Origin of the sequence: Varibaculum cambriense DSM 15806 (genome assembly GCF_000420065.1) — a bacterium.
In the GTDB taxonomy this organism is placed as follows: domain Bacteria; phylum Actinomycetota; class Actinomycetes; order Actinomycetales; family Actinomycetaceae; genus Varibaculum; species Varibaculum cambriense.
In genome coordinates, this window is sequence record NZ_ATUF01000002.1 from 745,961 (window position 1) to 762,659 (window position 16,699).

Annotated in this window: 13 protein-coding genes; 6 read left to right on the forward strand and 7 right to left on the reverse strand. The window is 53.6% G+C overall.

From position 1 onward, the window contains the following. From F605_RS0103320 to F605_RS09645, 3 genes are all read right to left on the reverse strand, one after another. Entirely contained in the window at positions 1–1,194 is a 1,194-nt protein-coding gene (locus F605_RS0103320; RefSeq protein ID WP_022864493.1) for a DNA polymerase III subunit delta', read from the reverse strand. Continuing rightward, positions 1,191–1,940 carry a dTMP kinase gene (tmk, locus tag F605_RS09640; RefSeq protein WP_022864494.1) on the reverse strand — a complete coding sequence of 250 codons (750 nt, stop codon included), beginning with the start codon at positions 1,938–1,940 and terminating at the stop codon, positions 1,191–1,193. The genes F605_RS0103320 and tmk overlap by 4 nt, the downstream gene beginning before the upstream one ends. A gap of 85 nt (positions 1,941–2,025) precedes the next feature. Beyond that, positions 2,026–3,435 carry a CCA tRNA nucleotidyltransferase gene (locus F605_RS09645; protein WP_102184236.1) on the reverse strand — a complete coding sequence of 470 codons (1,410 nt, stop codon included), beginning with the start codon at positions 3,433–3,435 and terminating at the stop codon, positions 2,026–2,028. 179 nt (positions 3,436–3,614) lie between these two features. On the opposite strand from F605_RS09645, the gene F605_RS0103335 reads away from it, so the two are divergent. The 6 genes from F605_RS0103335 (at position 3,615) to F605_RS0103360 (ending at position 12,467) form a co-directional block, all read left to right on the forward strand. Beyond that, entirely contained in the window at positions 3,615–4,118 is a 504-nt protein-coding gene (locus F605_RS0103335) for an NUDIX hydrolase (RefSeq protein WP_022864496.1), read from the forward strand. Between the two features lies 1 nt (position 4,119). Further along, a complete protein-coding gene (locus F605_RS0103340) occupies positions 4,120–6,279 on the forward strand; it encodes a DUF6049 family protein (RefSeq protein WP_022864497.1) in 2,160 nt (719 codons plus the stop codon). 16 nt (positions 6,280–6,295) lie between these two features. After that, entirely contained in the window at positions 6,296–10,255 is a 3,960-nt protein-coding gene (locus F605_RS10960) for a murein biosynthesis integral membrane protein MurJ (protein WP_022864498.1), read from the forward strand. A gap of 114 nt (positions 10,256–10,369) precedes the next feature. Then, positions 10,370–11,290, forward strand: coding sequence for a thioredoxin-disulfide reductase (gene trxB / locus F605_RS0103350; protein ID WP_022864499.1), 921 nt, complete (start codon positions 10,370–10,372; stop codon positions 11,288–11,290). Between the two features lie 38 nt (positions 11,291–11,328). Next, positions 11,329–11,658 carry a thioredoxin gene (gene trxA / locus F605_RS0103355; RefSeq protein ID WP_022864500.1) on the forward strand — a complete coding sequence of 110 codons (330 nt, stop codon included), beginning with the start codon at positions 11,329–11,331 and terminating at the stop codon, positions 11,656–11,658. 92 nt (positions 11,659–11,750) lie between these two features. Further along, on the forward strand, positions 11,751–12,467 hold the full coding sequence (locus F605_RS0103360) for an LmeA family phospholipid-binding protein (protein WP_022864501.1): 717 nt from the start codon (positions 11,751–11,753) through the stop codon (positions 12,465–12,467). A gap of 143 nt (positions 12,468–12,610) precedes the next feature. Here F605_RS0103360 and pntB read toward each other — a convergent pair whose 3' ends face one another. The 4 genes from pntB to F605_RS0103380 all read right to left on the reverse strand — a co-directional run bounded on the left by pntB (position 12,611) and on the right by F605_RS0103380 (position 16,553). Continuing rightward, entirely contained in the window at positions 12,611–14,152 is a 1,542-nt protein-coding gene (gene pntB / locus F605_RS0103365; protein ID WP_022864502.1) for a Re/Si-specific NAD(P)(+) transhydrogenase subunit beta, read from the reverse strand. A gap of 3 nt (positions 14,153–14,155) precedes the next feature. Next, entirely contained in the window at positions 14,156–15,712 is a 1,557-nt protein-coding gene (locus F605_RS0103370) for a Re/Si-specific NAD(P)(+) transhydrogenase subunit alpha (RefSeq protein ID WP_022864503.1), read from the reverse strand. Positions 15,713–15,866: 154 nt separating this feature from the next. Next, on the reverse strand, positions 15,867–16,085 hold the full coding sequence (locus tag F605_RS09655; protein WP_022864504.1) for a carbon storage regulator: 219 nt from the start codon (positions 16,083–16,085) through the stop codon (positions 15,867–15,869). 24 nt (positions 16,086–16,109) lie between these two features. After that, on the reverse strand, positions 16,110–16,553 hold the full coding sequence (locus tag F605_RS0103380; protein ID WP_022864505.1) for a hypothetical protein: 444 nt from the start codon (positions 16,551–16,553) through the stop codon (positions 16,110–16,112). Positions 16,554–16,699: the final 146 nt, after the last annotated feature.

A 16,699-nucleotide genomic window follows, 5' to 3' on the forward strand; every position in this document is an offset into this window, starting at 1 on the left:
CTACTGCCTCAAATCCATCATCATTGCTTCCATAGTAAGCAAGGGGGTCACATTTGCCGCTAGGCGCCGCCTAGCGGCACGAATCGCATCTAGGCGCTGCACGGTGCGCTCTGGTGAAGAGCCTTGCGCCAACTGAGTAATCGTGTCCTGCAAGTCAAGGTTAATTAGCGGCACCTGCGCCCCGCTTTGCAACAGATAAACATCGCGATAAAACCCTAAAAGATTAAGCAGTACCCGGTCGAGACTGTCTCGCAGATAGCGAGTAGCGCGCCTTTTTTGATCCGCCTTGAGCGCAGTTTCCTGGGCTTTTAAGGCTGGGGGTAGTCGCGACCCTTCCTGGTCATATCCTAGGGAGCGTCGTAACTGCGCCAGTTCCTGCTGGTCTTTTTCTTCCGCCCGTTTACTAGCATCCGCTTTCGCTGCCTCCACCAATTTTTGCGCCAGCAACGCGGCCTCCCCCACGCTGGAGGTAGTGGTGGCCGAAAGTAAAATTTTTCGCCGGCGCTCCAGTTCTTCCGGATCGCGAGCTAAAGATTTCGCCACCCCAATATGGGATTGCGACAGCGCCGCCGCCTGGCGAGCAGTTTCGGGAGCGATCCCTTGTCTTTCAATCAGCAACTGCGCCACTTCCTCCACGCTGGGAGTAACCAAGCTGACGTGGCGACAGCGGGAACGAATCGTGGGTAACACATCGCCAGGTTGAGTGGTGCAAAGTAGCCACACGGTGCGCGGGGGTGGTTCCTCAATCGCTTTGAGCAGCAGATTAGAGGTGCGCTCGACCATCCGATCGGCGTCCTCCATTAAAATCACTCGCCATTTTCCTCCGGCGGGCGCCTGCTGTGCCAGCGTCACCAGGGACGATATCTCCTCAATTTTGATAATGAGGCGTTCGGTGGTCACCACTTTCACGTCCGGATGGGTGCCTTTAAGCACGCGTTTACACTCGGGACACTGTCCGCATCCCGGGGTTTGCGGATCTTCACATTGTAAAGCCGCCGCAAAAGCTAGGGCAGCTACCGACCGCCCTGCTCCGGGCGGGCCGGTAACCAACCAGGCATGCGACATTTGCCTGGTTAAAGCTGAATCTTCTGTCCGGTCCTCATTTGCCTGCCGGAGGGCGCGCGCGGAATGCGCGGCAGTCTCAAAAATCTTTACCGCCGCTTTTTGCCCGACAATCTGATCCCAGACGCTCATAACTGCTGCAGCCCAGCCTGTTGGCTATCACCGTCCGCGGTACCCGTTACGGCAGTACCTAATTCCGATATTTGAGGCCAGGTCCCGTCCCGATATTGTCCTGCTTGCGCCTTCGCCCTCGTCGCAAATGCCGTACTCACTAGTGATAACACTTGTTGATGGAGCTCTTCTACCCCACAGGTAGCATCTAGTATCTTTATCCGCTGCCAATCGCGCTCGGCAATCTGCAAGAACGCCTGTCGCACCGCCTGGTGAAAAGCCAGTCCAGCCGACTCCATCCGGTCAGGAGTCTCGGTACGCCGCGCCACTAGCACTTCCGGATCGCCGTCCAGCAATATAGTCAGATCCGGGAGCAGATTTCTGGTTGCCCACAGAGAAATCTCCTCAATTTTTTCTAACCCTAGGCCGCGTCCTATTCCCTGATAGGCCAAAGAAGAATCTAAATATCGGTCAGAAACTACCACTTCGCCTGCCTGCAGATGCGGTTTGATTATCGTCTGCGCGTGCCAGGCCCGATCAGCGGCGTAAAGCAACGCTTCGGTGTAAGGATCTAGGTCTTCGCCATGCATGACCTCCCGACGCAACCTTTGTCCCAAGGAGGTGCCGCCAGGTTCAAAAGTAGCGATCGCGGCCGCCCCGCGTGCCGCTAAGGCCTGCATGAGCAGTTTCACCTGGGTAGATTTCCCGGTATAGTCCCCTCCCTCGAAGGAGATGAAGAAACCTGGGTAGGGTGCAGCGGCATTCATGTGTTTAGCTTACCGAACTTGGCGAGCATAGCGCTCTACCTCCGGCGACAAAACCTATCTAAGCTGCCGGCAAGCTCTAGGTTCCTTAGGCAGACTCACTTTCCCACCATGCCAGAAGCCGCTGCCGCGCCGCCTCTTTGCCAATCTCACCCTCTTCTAGCCGCAAATTCAGCAGATATTTATAGGCTTTCCCCACCTGCGGACCCGGTTTTAACTGCAGGATCTGCATAATTTCTTCCCCATCTAGTTCGGGGCGAATCCGCGAAAGTTCCTCTTTTTCTGCCAGCTGGGCGATTCGTTTCTCTAGGTCATCATAGGCGTGTTCCAGGCGCGCAGCGCGGCGGCGATTCCGGGTAGTGCAATCGGCGCGAGTCAAGCGATGCAGACGGGTCAGCATATTTCCGGCATCGGTCACGTAACGACGCACCGCCGAATCACTCCAAGCCTGCTCCCCATAGCCGTGAAACCGCAGGTGCAAAGCAACTAACTGGGTTACGTCTTTAATGGTTTGTTTATCGAAGTGGAGGGCGTGCATCCGTTTACGGGTAAGTTTCGCTCCCACGATCTCGTGATGATGGAAAGATACCGTCCCATCTTTTTCGAAACGGCGGGTAGCGGGTTTGCCCACATCATGCATGAGGGCGGCGAAACGCAAAATGAAATCGGGACACGGCACCTCCCCCTCCGGGCCGGTCTCCAAAGCTATTGCCTGATCCACCACGGTCAAGGTATGTTCGTAAACATCCTTGTGACGACCGTGTTCGTCAACGGTGGCGCGCAAATTCGCCACTTCCGGTAGTACCATCGCCGCCAGCCCGGTATAAACCATTAGTTCTAGACCTTTACGGGGATTCTTACCCACCATCAAAGCTTCCAGTTCGGCGCGCACTCGCTCGGGGGAAACAATCTCCAGGCGGCTAGCCATATTTTCCATTGCCGCCATCACCGGCATAGTTACGTCCAGGTCAAGCTGGGAGGCGAACCGGGCAGCTCGCATCATTCGCAGCGGATCATCATCAAAAGATTGCTCCGGAGACACCGGGGTGCGTAGCTGGCCGGCCACTAAATCAGCTATCCCCTGATGGGGATCCACCAGAGTCAAATCTGGCAGCCGCAACGCCATCGCGTTGACGGTAAAATCCCGACGGGTCAGGTCGCCCTCTAAAGTATCCCCAAACTGAACTGAGGGTTTGCGGGAATCCTTTTGATATTTATCGCTGCGATAGGTAGTTACTTCTACGGTTAAACCCGCTTTATGGGCACCGATAGTGCCAAACTCTTTACCCATCGTCCACACATTGCCCGCCCACTCTTTCAAAATCTGTTCGGTGGTATCTGGGCGCGCCGAAGTCGCCAGATCCCAATCGTGCGGCTTACGCCCGCACATGGCGTCCCGTACCGGTCCGCCTACCAGGGAAAGCTCTTCGCCTTTGGCGGTAAACAGTTCCGCAAGTTCTAAAATAACCGCCGGCAGCTTTGAAAGTGCCTGCAACATATTTCCGAGGGCGGTGGCCGCATTTTCTGGCAGCTGCACCCCGGTAGCGTTCAGGCCAGCAGGATCAGTAGCTAACTTCAAATTTTTATTCATTGTTTCCAGATTGCCAGAAAGCCGACCCGTCTTCCAAGTGGCAAGTTGTTAGCTCGCCGACAAGCGAGCAAGGTAGCATTAAAGATATGTCCGCTCGCAATTCGTATCGTCGCCGTCGCCGCGCCAAGTCGCGCCGCGCCGCCTCCCTACCAATTGTGGACGAGACTTCTGCTGGTGGTTTGGTAATAAAAGTTGAAGACCACCAGGCTTTCGTAGCTTTAATCGCTCGTCGTAACCGCAATGGCAATATTGAATGGTGCCTGCCCAAAGGACATTTGGAACCGGGCGAAACTGCGCAAGAAGCCGCGCGGAGAGAAATTTTTGAAGAAACCGGGATCAAAGGAAAAGTGATTGCCCCTTTGATCTCGATCGACTACTGGTTCGCTGGGGCAGGCAGGCGCATCCATAAAGTGGTGCACCACTATCTTTTAGAGGCTACAGGCGGCACGATTACCGTCGATAATGATCCTGACCATGAAGCAGAGGCCGCCGCTTGGGTTCCCCTAGATATGGTCTCCAAAGTGTTGGTTTACCCTAATGAACGCAAAGTGGTCGCCACTGCCCTGGAACTATTAGAAATAGAGGACTAGGGTGGCTATCTCGCGGCTGAAAAGCAGGGTTTTCGGGGTATTGGTTACCTTTTTACTCGCTCTTACCTGTACCCTTAATCCCGGCTACTTGCCGGTGGCTAAAGCTGCCCCATCTGCGCCGGCCTCGGAGCTAACCGCTGCCATTACTGCTATTAGCCCCGATACCCTCTCCTATAAAGAGGATCCGGGCTCGCGCGCAGAAAAAGTTACAGTGACCGGCACCGTCAGCAACCGCACTGACGCCACTTTACATAACGTAACAGTGCAGGTGTCTACTACTTCCAGGTTGGGAGGGGACGCCGAGACTATTCGCTCCTGGGTTAGAGGGGAATCCGATAGGGGGATGGGGGTTTTACGCCTGCGGGAAAGTAAAACCTTCCGGCAGGTGCCAGCGAAAAAAACCGTTAAGTTTGCAATAGAAATTCCCACAAACACCCTGCCTGCCCTAAATAAAAACAGTTTAGGAAGTCTGGGGATTCAAGCTAGCGTTTCTGCCAGTAAGGTGAAAAGAAAAGATACCGAGACTGATCGCTCCCTGCTGTTGTACGCACCGGAAGCAGAATCACCGGCAAAAAGTTCCCTGGCGATAATAGCTCCCCTTTCGGCCGCTTCACCCGAAATGGCTAAATGGTTGGCCAGGGGCGGGACAGGCAGTGCGGCTACTGCCAGTGCCCAGAGCTCCACTAGAGTCAACGCACCTTTAAAAAGCGTAGGCGAGAATGCAAAACTTTTGAGCAACCTGTCAACAGCCGGGATTACTTGGGTGGTTGACCCCGCCCTTTTGCACGCTAATTCTCCCCTCCTGACCGGTAGTTTTGCTCCTTTACCGGAAAAACCTGCGCCCTTAAGTCTGGATCCGGTGATGCTTGACGCCCTCAAAGCTGCACAAGCTAAAGGCGCTAGTGTGTCACTTGATTTGTGGGGCGCCCCCGACTTGGTGCAATTGGATAAAAATGCGCTGTATAAAGCCGCAGACGGGAACCGCCAACTGGGAGCATTGCTGGAAAAGCAAGTGACCCTAGCTCCCAGTACCATTTTTTTGGCCAATCCCCACTGGGCCAGCCGTACAGATGCTATCTGTGAGCATCCCGAAACCCGGTTGAGCGGAGGCTGTGCGCTAGTTACTGGCGGGGACCAGTTGCCGCTAACTCAAAGTTACAACTATCAACCGGATTTGCTTGGTCGAGCGCAAACAGGTGATAAAACCCGCAGTTTCCTGGCAGATCACGGTACTTTATCAGCACTTTTGGCCGCTACCTCTACCGAGGACGCCTTCACTAATACCCAGGTTGCCAGAGCCATGCTGGCTGCAATCGCCAGCGAACGTCCTTCACAGCCAAGACTTATTAATGCGGTTTTACCTAATGGAGCCATAAATTCTCCGCTGACCCAACAGCGTTTACGCAAGGTACTTGGCGATTCGTGGGTAACGGGTACCGCATTACCGCAGGCACTCGGCGCCGACCCTACCCCCGTAACTTTAGGTACCGATCCCAAAATCCAGAATCTGGCGCCGGATGCACCAGGATCTTTAGGGGTCGCCGGAAGTTCTTTCCGGAGCGCCACCAAATCGCTACATACTGTCCACGAGCGCGTAGTGCCGTCATTGGAGCAAATAACTAAGGATCACCAGCGCATTACTATCCCCTTAGAGCAGCAACTTTTGCTTTCTACTTCGCGGGGAATGACTAGCGCGGAACGTAACCGGGCGATCACTAATGCGGGTAGTCAGCTTGACCTGCTGGCTCGGGCGGTACAAATTCAGACTTCTTCCCAAATAAATTTGATTGCCAGCAGTTCTCAAATACCGATTAAGGTGCTGAATCGACTCCCAGTTGAGGTGAATGTGCGCTTAAAGCTACAGCCTACTGATTCGCGCCTGCGCGCCGACTCAACGGTAGCAGTGAGCTTAGCTCCCAAGGGATCAAAAACTGTAAAGATTCCGATTACTGCGGTGCGCAATGGCAACGTTCGCGTCAACGTGGCGATCTTGCCGCAGACCGGTAATCTAGTTCTTGATCAGCAACAGCAAATTGACCTGCGGATTCGTACCGGATGGGAGGATAGAATTTTTCTTGGTTTTATCTTTACTGCGGCAGCGATCTTTATAGTTGGTTTGATTGTTAATTTCCGCCGGGGCACTCGGATGGAACAGGAATAAAGCGAAGGAGGAGGCAGTGAGCAGCGAAGAAGAAAAAACCGATCGGGAAATCAAGGGCATCAAGAAAATTAATGTAGCTCGTGCCTCGGGAATCATGCTAGCGGGAACTATGGTCTCCCGACTGCTGGGTTTTGTGCGGGCGGCATTGCTAATTGCGCTCATTGGTTCGATCGGGGCTAATGATGCCTTCCAGGCCGCTAATAGCCTTCCTAATATCATTTACAATCTGCTAGCTTCCTCTATTCTTTCCGCGGTACTGGTTCCCCAGATTGTGCGGGCGCTGCAACGAAAAAACTCTGATGAGTTTATTAATCGCTTGCTTACCCTATTTACTACCGGGCTGTTGATTCTCACTTTGGTGTGCGTAGCCCTCGCCCCGGTGTTCGTTACTTTATTTGCGGCGAAACTGGATCCAGGCTGGAAACAGCTCGCGATTACTTTTTCTTATTGGTCTTTGCCCCAGGTTTTCTTCTATGGGCTTTATTCCCTGTGGGGACAATTCCTAAACGCTAAAGGTTCTTTCGGCCCTTATATGTGGGCACCAGTAGTAAACAACGTGGTAGGGATTGCGGGAATCTTTGTTTTCTGGCAGGTATTGGGCACTGAAACAGATTGGGCTAAAGACCCCAGCGTGTGGACCGGAGAACCGGTTGTTTTATTGGCCGGTATTTCCACGTTAGGAATCGTGGTGCAAGCATTAATTCTGCTGATTCCCTTGCGACGTACCGGTTTTAAAATGCGTCCGGTTTGGGGTATCCGTGGCTATGGCCTGGGGGAAGTATCTCGCACTGCCATCTGGGCTTTTTCGGCTTTATGTGTAGCCCAACTGGGCTTTTTGGCGATTTCTAATATTGCGGCAGCCGCTAACGGCTACGCCTCCAAACATCAGGTAACTATCGCCACCACCACTGCCTATAACACCGCCTTCACGGTATACATGATTCCGCAATCAATGATTGTGACCTCGGTAGTTACCGCCATGTTTACCTCGATGAGCGCCATGGTGGCCGTCGGACAGCTCTCTCGCCTGCGTACCCAGTTCCTTAACACCCAGCAGGGGGTTTCTTTAATCACTTGCCTTTGTGCGGTACTAATCGTGGTTTTAGCGCTGCCAATTATGCAGTTCATCATGCCTACTACCCCTATCGCCTCGGTGCAGGCATTTGCACAAGTGTTGGCGGTAATGGCTTTAGGGATTCCTTTCCTGGGATTCTTTAACCTTTCGCAGCGACTAATTTTGGCTTTTGCGGATGCTCGCAGTACTTTCCTGGTACAAATCCCCATGACTATTTGTACCCTGATTGTTTGTGGGTTAACGGTCCTGCTGCTACCGGTAAAATATTGGGTAATGGGAGCCTCCGCCGGTATGCAGTTATCTTATCTGGTGGGATCGGCACTTACGATTTGGCATTTACACACCAAGCATCTGCCTTTGAAATTTACTGCTGAACTAGGGCGTTCACTGCTGACTATTTCTCTCGCGACTCTGGGATCCGGCTGTGCGGGTTGGTTGATTATGCATTACTGGGGGCCGCTAGCTGGTGCCGAAAGTGATCCAGCGCTGGTACATATGACCGGGGCCTTGGCGCGAGTATTGATAGTAACCGTCGTTATGACCCTGGTGTACCTGGGGCTGCTATTAGTTTGGCGCTGTCCCGCGCTTGCCCTTTTGGCAGCTCCCATCTGGGCCAGGTTGCGCAAAGGGCGTCCTTTACCGCAAATACTAACTTACGTTCCCAGCGAAACTCAGCACAGCTCTAACTCGCAGTCCCAGGAGGGCATTAGCGCGCCAGAGGCGATAAACTCTAGGGAAGATGAACCTAGTATCGCAACCATGGGGGAGGGCGAACACACACAAACCCAGGTTGCAGCACAATTGCAGACCCGCGAAACCGGAAAAGATACCTATTTGCAGCCTCAAAATGAACTAAGCAAGGAAGATGAGGATCAAGTGGCCAGTGAACATCCTGAACCCGAGGTGACAGCTATCAGCTATAACGCCGACGGATACGTTAACCTGCAATCCGGTATGACCTTGCGTTTCCCCGGTCAGGAAAATTTTTCTTTGCTGACTCTCAGCCAGCGTCTAGCGGGCGACTTTTTACCCGAAAAGGATGCCTGGGCGGTTAATGATCAAACCAATAAACCTGCCGAGCTGCTGGTGCTGCAAGGTAAACGGGAGAAAACCCGCGAATATTATGCCCGTCTGCAGCAAGTTGAGGCTCCAGGTTTCCAGAAAATTATTTGGATTTGCTCTGATCCGGCCGATGCGGTGTTATTGCAGGCCACCCCGGATCTATCGCTCAGCGAGGTCGCAGGATCCGGGATGCCGGCACCGATAATCCGTTCTCTGATTTCGCAGGTGAGCGCGGGATTGTCGCAACTTCATGAGGCAGGTTTAGCGCACGGGGCTATCGATCCCGCCCATATTTTGGTCTCGCCTACCGGAAAAGTAATTATCCGCCTTGACGTAGCAGATCAAAATGCGTCCGCTGATTTAACCGCGGCGCAAACCCGCGATGGACAGCGAGTTTTGGAACTGCTCTACTTCTTAACTAGCGGTGATCGTGACCAGTTCCAGAAAGCAAATACGGGAGAAAAACTGCTCCCTCCCTCTGATTTCCATCAGGGCAACGATGTAGATTTAGATGCGGTAGCCCTGGCGGGAGCGGCGATGCCTTCTCCTCGTCTCTGCCAAGCCATCTGGGAGCAACTGGGAACGGGCGAACTGGATCCGGTAGCCAACTGGTTAGCCACCCGGGATGATAAAAGCGATAATGCAGAAGAAAAGGATTTAGAAGAAAAGCCGCGGGACAATACTTTAGCTATGGAAGCTGTTGCTTCTTCCCGCGCCATAAAACCGGTATTGCCTCCGGCAGCTAAAATCGCGGGACATCGCAAGCAGCCCTATAAAGAATCGGAAAAGACCCAAGCGATTCCCTTAACCGAAATGCAAGAAATGGATCTTAACCCCCAGGAGGAAAAAGCAGGGGATGGCGCCTGGGTGCCCGAAGCGGTGAGTTCCCAGCAAGCTCGGCAAGGATCTCACCCACAACCACCAAACTTCTTAGGTCGCCTCGGATCAGGTAAACCGGGGGACTCGGCGGGACAAATACCTACGCTAGCTACCCTAGATTCAAAAATGAAAACACCCGAAGAGCTGGGACTGAATGCGGAGGAAACTGCTATTCAATCTTCACTCCAGAAACCGAAGTTTTCTAAGAATCCGAAAAAGGCAGCTAAACAGAAAGCGAAATTAGCAGAAAAAATCAGTAGGGACGCACAAAAATCTGCGCGCAAAGCTGAGCGGCAACGGCAGCGGGAACAGCGCCGGAAAGACCGAATTTCCCAGCTATCCCCTAAAGATTTAGAGCCGGTAAACGTTAGCCGCCGGTTGATTGTTTCTAGCCTGGTCGGAATGGCGATAGTGCTAGTTCTTTCGGTGATGGTCTTAGCGCTTTGGCCACGGCACACTCCACCAGTAGCCAAACCGTCCGCCTCGCAAACCCAAACCCAAAAGCCGTCTTCGGAACCAGCGCCGGTGACCAAACCGGCGGAAATCGCCGGGGTGGCTTCTATCGATGCGGAAGGCAATGACACCGAGCATCCTGAACTAGCTGACCGGATGATAGATGGCAACGAGAACACCTGGTGGCGCTCGCGATTCTTCCGCAACCCGAAACTAGGAGACCGTAGCGGTTTTGGGGTAGTAATAACTTTCAAGGAACAGGCTAATGTTTCTGAGATTAAGCTAAAAACTAATGCGCAAGGCGGAAAAATCGAGGTGCGTTCTCTACCGGAATCCGGACTCCCCCGTGATGGAAAAGTCCTGGCCAATGGGACTTTTTCCGCTACCGTTAACCTCAAACTTAACCCGAAAGCTAATGCCCAGGCTCTGATCTTATGGTTCCCCGAACTTCCGCTTGATAACACGGGAAATAACCGGGCAACCATTTCTGAGATCTCGGTTTCCTAGCGAGCCTTGCCTGCCCGGTTTCGCTCACCGCATTAACTGGTTGCATGACATGCTTTTTAGCTGGGAAAATAAGTTAAGTAATAGCGGCGCTAAGACCCTAATCTAGGAGGCTCCATGTCGGTACGCGACATTATCATTATCGGTTCCGGACCAGCCGGCTATACGGCAGCGATCTACACTGCCCGCGCGGGGCTTAACCCCCTATTAATCGCCGGGGAAGTAACTGCCGGTGGTGCCCTGATGAACACCACCGAGGTGGAAAATTTCCCTGGGTTTCCCGAGGGGATTCAAGGCCCGGATCTAATGGCAAATATGCTTGCGCAAGCCGAGCGTTTCGGGTGCGAAATTCTTTACGAGGACGCCCTGGAGCTTTCCTTAACTGGGGAAGAAAAACAGGTGGTCACCTCGGAGGGACAGTACCGGGCTCGCCGCGTCATTTTGGCGATGGGTTCGGAATACCGCAAACTAAACGTGCCTGGAGAAGCGGAACTGTCCGGACGCGGCGTTTCCTATTGCGCCACCTGTGATGGTTTCTTCTTCAAAGACCAGCACTTGGCAGTAGTGGGGGGCGGGGACTCCGCCATGGAAGAGGCGCTGTTCTTAACCAAGTTCGCCAAGAAAGTGACGGTGATTCACCGCCGCGACCAGTTGCGTGCCTCCCAGATTATGGCCGAACGCGCTGAGGCGAACCCCAAGATTGATTTTGCTTGGAACAGTACTGTTGCCCAAATTAATGGGGAAAGTAAAGTGGAATCGCTTACTTTACAGTCAACGGTAGACGGTAAAGAAAGCACTTTGGATGCCACCGGAGTGTTCGTAGCGATCGGTCACGAACCGCGCTCGCAGCTAGTAACCGGCCAAGTGGATTTGGATGAGGCCGGATACGTGCGGGTTAATGAACCGGAAACCGCCACTAATCTGAAAGGAGTTTTCGCCTGCGGGGACCTAGTGGATCACACTTATCGCCAAGCGATTACTGCCGCGGGTTCGGGATGCCGAGCTGCCCTGGATGCCGAGCGTTCCCTAGCCGACTAAGAACTGCTTTTTACCATATATAGAGAGGAAAATACGAGATGACTAAACCTTTAGAAGTAACTGAAAATAATTTTGACCAGGAAGTATTGAAAGCAGAAACCCCGGTTTTGGTAGATTTTTGGGCGCCCTGGTGTGGCCCTTGCCGCCAAATGGGTCCGATAGTAGACGAGGTGGCCGCCGAGGTGGCCGGGAAAGCTAAAGTCGTCAAAGTAAATATTGACGAGAACCCCCAGCTGGCCGCCAAATACGGGATTAACTCCATCCCCATGTTTATGGTGTTCAACCAGGGCGAGATTACTCGCGGCATTCTAGGAGCTAACCCCAAGCGGGAACTCCTGGGACCGCTGCAGCAAGAAATCGACAAGTAGTTTTTCGTCTCTCCGCGCGGCAGCCAGACTGTCTGCTTAGGGGTTTTAGCGGGGGTGCGTAGGAATTATGCTGCGCACCCTATACTGAACGAGTGCGAAGTCTGAAGCGATTTTTAATAGTAGTAGCCGTCCTCGCGCTCCTCCTCGGAGTGCTGGATCGGGTGACTTGCTGGTGGGCAGAAAACGAGGGGACTCAGGCGCTCGAGAAACGGGGCGCCGAAAATGCCAACGTTAAAGTTAATGACCTGCCCTTTCTAACTTCCCTGGTGGCCGGTGATATCAATCAGGTGGAGGTTAACATTCCCCGCCTAGATATTGCCGCTGAGGGCGGTGCCATCCCGATAACTGACGTCCGTGCCCAGCTCAATCAGCTGGATCTGACCGCCGGACGGCTAAATATCGAAAAAATCGGGCAGTTAAACGCCGAGGGCAAGCTCAGCCAAGAAACCTTCACTCAGCTAGTGGCGGCGAAGGCTCCGGGGGTAAAAGTAAAACTGGAAGGCGGGAAGCTAAGTTTTGCTGCCCAAAAGTGGGGGCAAGAGATCCTAGCTACGGGACAGCTTGCCCTTGATGGCGGGGCAGATGGTTTAACCCCCACCCTGGTAATCAAACCCACTGCTCTGCAAACTGAATTGCCACGCTACCTGCAGGCAAGGTTGAAGCTGCCGGATTTTTTACCCTCGATCAATATCCCGATAACGGGGTTGCCCGCCAATCTGCAGCTGAGCGCAGTGGAAATTAAAGACGATCACCTCAAATTTAAGCTAACCGGGAAGAACATCCCCCTGCAAAAGAATTCTGTCTCCTAATTTTGGGGTTTGCCGGTTAATCCTAGGGGGGATTAACCCGCTAACACCTGCAAATGTGAACACGGGGCGGGGTCGAAATAGAAAGAGCCTACTTCGACCCCGCCCCTGACTTTCGGTACGGAAACCCTATTTTAGGAAGCGCGCTAGAGGTTACGCACGATCTCTTCTACCGAGGCTTTCGCATCGCCAAAGAGCATATCGGTGTTGTCGTTAAAGAACAGCGGATTTTGTACCCCGGCATAACCCGGATTCATCGACCGCTTAAACACCACTACTTGGCGTGCCTTCCACACTTCCAGCACCGGCATTCCCGCAATCGGGCTACCCGGCTTGGTGGCGTCGGGATTAACGGTATCGTTTGCCCCGATCACCAACACCACGTCAGTATCAGGGAAGTCGTCGTTAATCTCATCCATCTCTAGCACCACGTCATAGGGTACTTTGGCCTCTGCCAGCAGTACGTTCATATGTCCGGGCATCCGGCCCGCTACCGGGTGGATCCCGAAACGCACATTTACTCCCGCTTCACGCAGTTTGGCAGTTAGATCCGCTACCGGGAACTGGGCTTGTGCCTGCGCCATCCCGTAACCGGGGGTGATAATCACGCTGGAAGCGTCCTTGAGCACCTGCGCGACCTCGGCCGCACTGGTTTCGGTGTAGTCGCCGTAATCGGTGTCTGCCCCCTTCGCCGGTCCCCCGTCAGAACCGAAGCCTCCCAAAATCACGGAGACAAACGAGCGGTTCATGGCTTTGCACATGATGTAGGACAGATAAGCACCAGAAGAGCCCACCAGGGCACCCGCGATGATCAGCATATTGTTACCCAACATGAAGCCCGCGGCAGCCGCTGCCCAACCGGAGTAAGAGTTAAGCATGGAAACCACTACCGGCATATCGCCGCCTCCGATCGCGGCCACCAGGTGTAGTCCCAGTACTAGGGCGATGATGGTCATCACGATAATGGCTACCCACTGCATCCAAGTCAAGGTCATGGTGGTAGCGCTCAGGTGCGAGCCGCGCACCATCACTACAATGAGCATGATAGACACGATAATGGCGATGGCGTTCAGCCAATTGCGTCCCGGCAAAGTCAGGGGCGCACCCTTAATCTTTCCCGATAGTTTCAGGTAGGCGACGATAGAACCGGTGAGGGTAACCGCACCAATAAATATCCCTACTCCTACTTCCCCTAGATGGAACCCTACCGTGGCGGGATTAATCGCGGTGGCCGCATCAGCGCCAGCTTTTTTAAATTCGGAGGGCATGTGAATGAAGGTGTTATAGCCCACCAGCACCGCTGCTAAACCTACAAAGGAGTGCAGCATGGCTACCAGCTCCGGCATGCCGGTCATAGGAATAGTTTTGGCACGCCACAGCCCGATAATCGCGCCCGCAATCATCGCGACCGCTATTAAAAGCGCAGTTACCAAGGTTGATTGATAGCCGGGGGCTCCCGCGTTATGTAGCGCCACCGCGATAGTAGCGACCACTGCCACCAACATTCCGATTGCCCCGAAACGGTTTCCGCGCAGGGCGGTCTCATTTTTTGACAGACCCGCGAGCGCCAAAATGAACAGCAGCGCCGCAATCAGGTAGGCAATGCTTTGCCCTCTGCTAATCAAAAATTCGCCTTTAGAAGCACTGGCAACCAGGGTGGGGGTTACCGCAAATAGCACGTTACTCATTTCTTACTTCTCCTCCCCCCGGAACATGGTCAGCATCCGGTGCGTGACCGAGAAACCGCCGAAAATATTAATCGAGGCCACCAGAATTGCCAGGAAGCTCAGCGCGGACACCAGTGGGTTAGCGCTGCCTACCTGCAATATGGCGCCCACCAAAATAATTCCGGAAATGGCGTTAGTTTCACTCATTAGCGGAGTGTGCAGCGAGTGAGTAACGGAGGTAATCACATAGAAGCCCACTACAATCGCCAGCATCAAAATGAAGTAGTAGGGGATCAGCGGCTTGGGGGTGGCGGCAATCAGAGCCAGCCCCAAAACTATCCCTACCGTTGCCCACAAGAGACGTTTACGCTTCTTAGAGGCCTCTTCTTCAGCCTTTTTACGGGCAGTCTCGGCGGCGTCAGCAACCGACTCGGTTTTCTCCGGGGCGGGAGCGGCATGCACCTTGATTGGAGGCGGGGGGAACATATTTTCCCCGTCCTTGGCGATCGTAATTCCCCGGACTACTTCGTCTTTCATATCGAGGACGTAGTTGCCGTCTTTTTCCGGAGTGATCAGCTTAAGCAGGTTAACAATATTTTGTCCATACAGCTGTGATGACTGTCCCGGTAGCCTGCCGGCCAGGTCGGTGTAACCAATTATGGTCACCCCGTTTTCGGTAACCACTTTTTCGCCGGGACGGGTCAATTCGCAGTTACCGCCGCCAGCTGCCGCCATATCCACGATGACTGAACCGGGAGCCATGGCCGCTACTGCCTCTTTAGTAATCAGCAGTGGCGAGCGGCGACCGGGAATATTCGCGGTGGTGATTACGATGTCATTCGCGGCGGCCTGCTCGGTGTAAAGCTTGGTGGCCGCATCGGCTTGATCCGCGCTCATTTCTTTGGCGTAACCATCATCGGATTTTTCTTGCGCAATCGGAATGGGCACAAAAGTCGCCCCTACCGATTCTGCTTGCTCGGCAGTTTCACTGCGCACGTCCGTGGCGCTGACCTGGGCTCCCATCGAGTTGGCGGTACCAATAGCAGCGAGGCCGGCTACTCCCACGCCGATCACATAGACCTTGGCAGGCGGGATTTTTCCGGCGGCGGTTACCTGACCGGTAAAGAGGCGACCGAAACTTTCTGCCGCCTCGATAACCGCGCGATATCCGGAAACGTTGGACATGGAAGAGAGCACATCCATAGATTGTGCCCGCGAAATTCGCGGAACCGTATCCATCGCGAACCCAGTAATACCCCGCTCTACCAGTGCATCTACTGTCTCAGGGTGGCGGCCTGGTGCCATCCGGGCTATTAAGAGCGCGCCGGGTTTGACCAAATTCAGGTAGTCGGTGGGGGGTGTATCCAGGACGGTTACGATATCGGCCTGCCAGGCGGCCTGGGTATCCACGATCTCCGCTCCGGCCTGCGAATACTGCTCATCAAGATAGGCGGCTTTTTCTCCCGCCCCTCTCTCGACTAGGACTTGATAGCCCAGTTTGATGAGTTTCTTTACCGTATCCGGAGTGGCGGCGACCAAGGTTTGGCCTGGCGTGGGCTCTTTGGGAACTCCAATTCGCACAGTTACTCCTTATAGTTTTGGCTTTTGAAAGACCAATATTTATCCACTTATTTTACTAGTGGATAACTTATTTTTAGCGTACTCGGCGGCGGTTCCGCGCGCACTCTAAGTCCAGCTAATAGGAATGGTACCTGGCAGCGGAGAAGATAAAAACCTATTTTTCCGGCGTGGCCGGCTTAGATCCAGGTCCCGGTCCTTCTAATCCCAGGCGTTCCCGATCCGGTTGTTCTAGCAACTCGCCGCGGCGAATAGTTAAATCCTTGGGGGCACTAATTCCCAGTCTCACCGAGTCCTTATGCGACTCCACCACTTTAATCACGACCTGATCCCCGATCACGATCTCTTCTCCGCGTCTGCGGGTTAGTACTAGCATCCTTGCCTGCCTCCTAGATAGTGATTAAAAATTATTATCGGAATCTGGAAGAATCTCCCCGTCAACAGATTCCAGGATATCTTCTGGGCTATCTAAATCTTCGTTTTCCCCGACGAGGGATTGTTCTCTGATCGCTGCCTCTGAGCGAGCTAACTGATTAGCCAGCTTATCTGGATCTTCGTCTTTATCTATCCAAGAGGCCGGCCCCGAGTCTAAATGAGGGGACTTTTCGTGTTCCGAGAGCGCAGCAGTATTTTCCAGATTTTGTTGCCATCTTTGACCCCGCTGACGCAGTACCTGGGAGTACGAGACCCGCTTTGCCCCGCGTACCCGATGCAATAACACGTCTAAGTCGCGATTTATCTGGTCGTTTTCCCAGCGGGCTTTTTCGGCAAGCAGAGCGCGGGTATCAGCCAGCAGAGCTTCCAGCTCGTGGTCACTGGGCACCGGCTGCTCCCGATAGGTCATGACGCTACCTCCTGTTATTTATTCTCGGTTGTAATTGTAGATTAAGCCCGCTAACTGTGGAGAAGAACTGTTCTAAAAGCTAGACATCGGGGTTTATTGGAAACCATAAAATCAGGTTTCTTCCCCCGATGCTTACTAGTAATAAG

Excerpts from the sequence above, each read along its gene's own strand:
- F605_RS0103320 (WP_022864493.1), bottom strand. The coding sequence starts at position 1,194 with ATGAGCGTCTGGGATCAGATTGTCGGGCAAAAAGCGGCGGTAAAGATT.
- tmk (WP_022864494.1), bottom strand. The coding sequence starts at position 1,940 with ATGAATGCCGCTGCACCCTACCCAGGTTTCTTCATCTCCTTCGAGGGA.
- F605_RS09645 (WP_102184236.1), bottom strand. The coding sequence starts at position 3,435 with ATGTTGCAGGCACTTTCAAAGCTGCCGGCGGTTATTTTAGAACTTGCG.
- F605_RS0103335 (WP_022864496.1), top strand. The coding sequence starts at position 3,615 with ATGTCCGCTCGCAATTCGTATCGTCGCCGTCGCCGCGCCAAGTCGCGC.
- trxB (WP_022864499.1), top strand. The coding sequence starts at position 10,370 with ATGTCGGTACGCGACATTATCATTATCGGTTCCGGACCAGCCGGCTAT.
- trxA (WP_022864500.1), top strand. The coding sequence starts at position 11,329 with ATGACTAAACCTTTAGAAGTAACTGAAAATAATTTTGACCAGGAAGTA.
- pntB (WP_022864502.1), bottom strand. The coding sequence starts at position 14,152 with ATGAGTAACGTGCTATTTGCGGTAACCCCCACCCTGGTTGCCAGTGCT.
- F605_RS09655 (WP_022864504.1), bottom strand. The coding sequence starts at position 16,085 with ATGCTAGTACTAACCCGCAGACGCGGAGAAGAGATCGTGATCGGGGAT.
- F605_RS0103380 (WP_022864505.1), bottom strand. The coding sequence starts at position 16,553 with ATGACCTATCGGGAGCAGCCGGTGCCCAGTGACCACGAGCTGGAAGCT.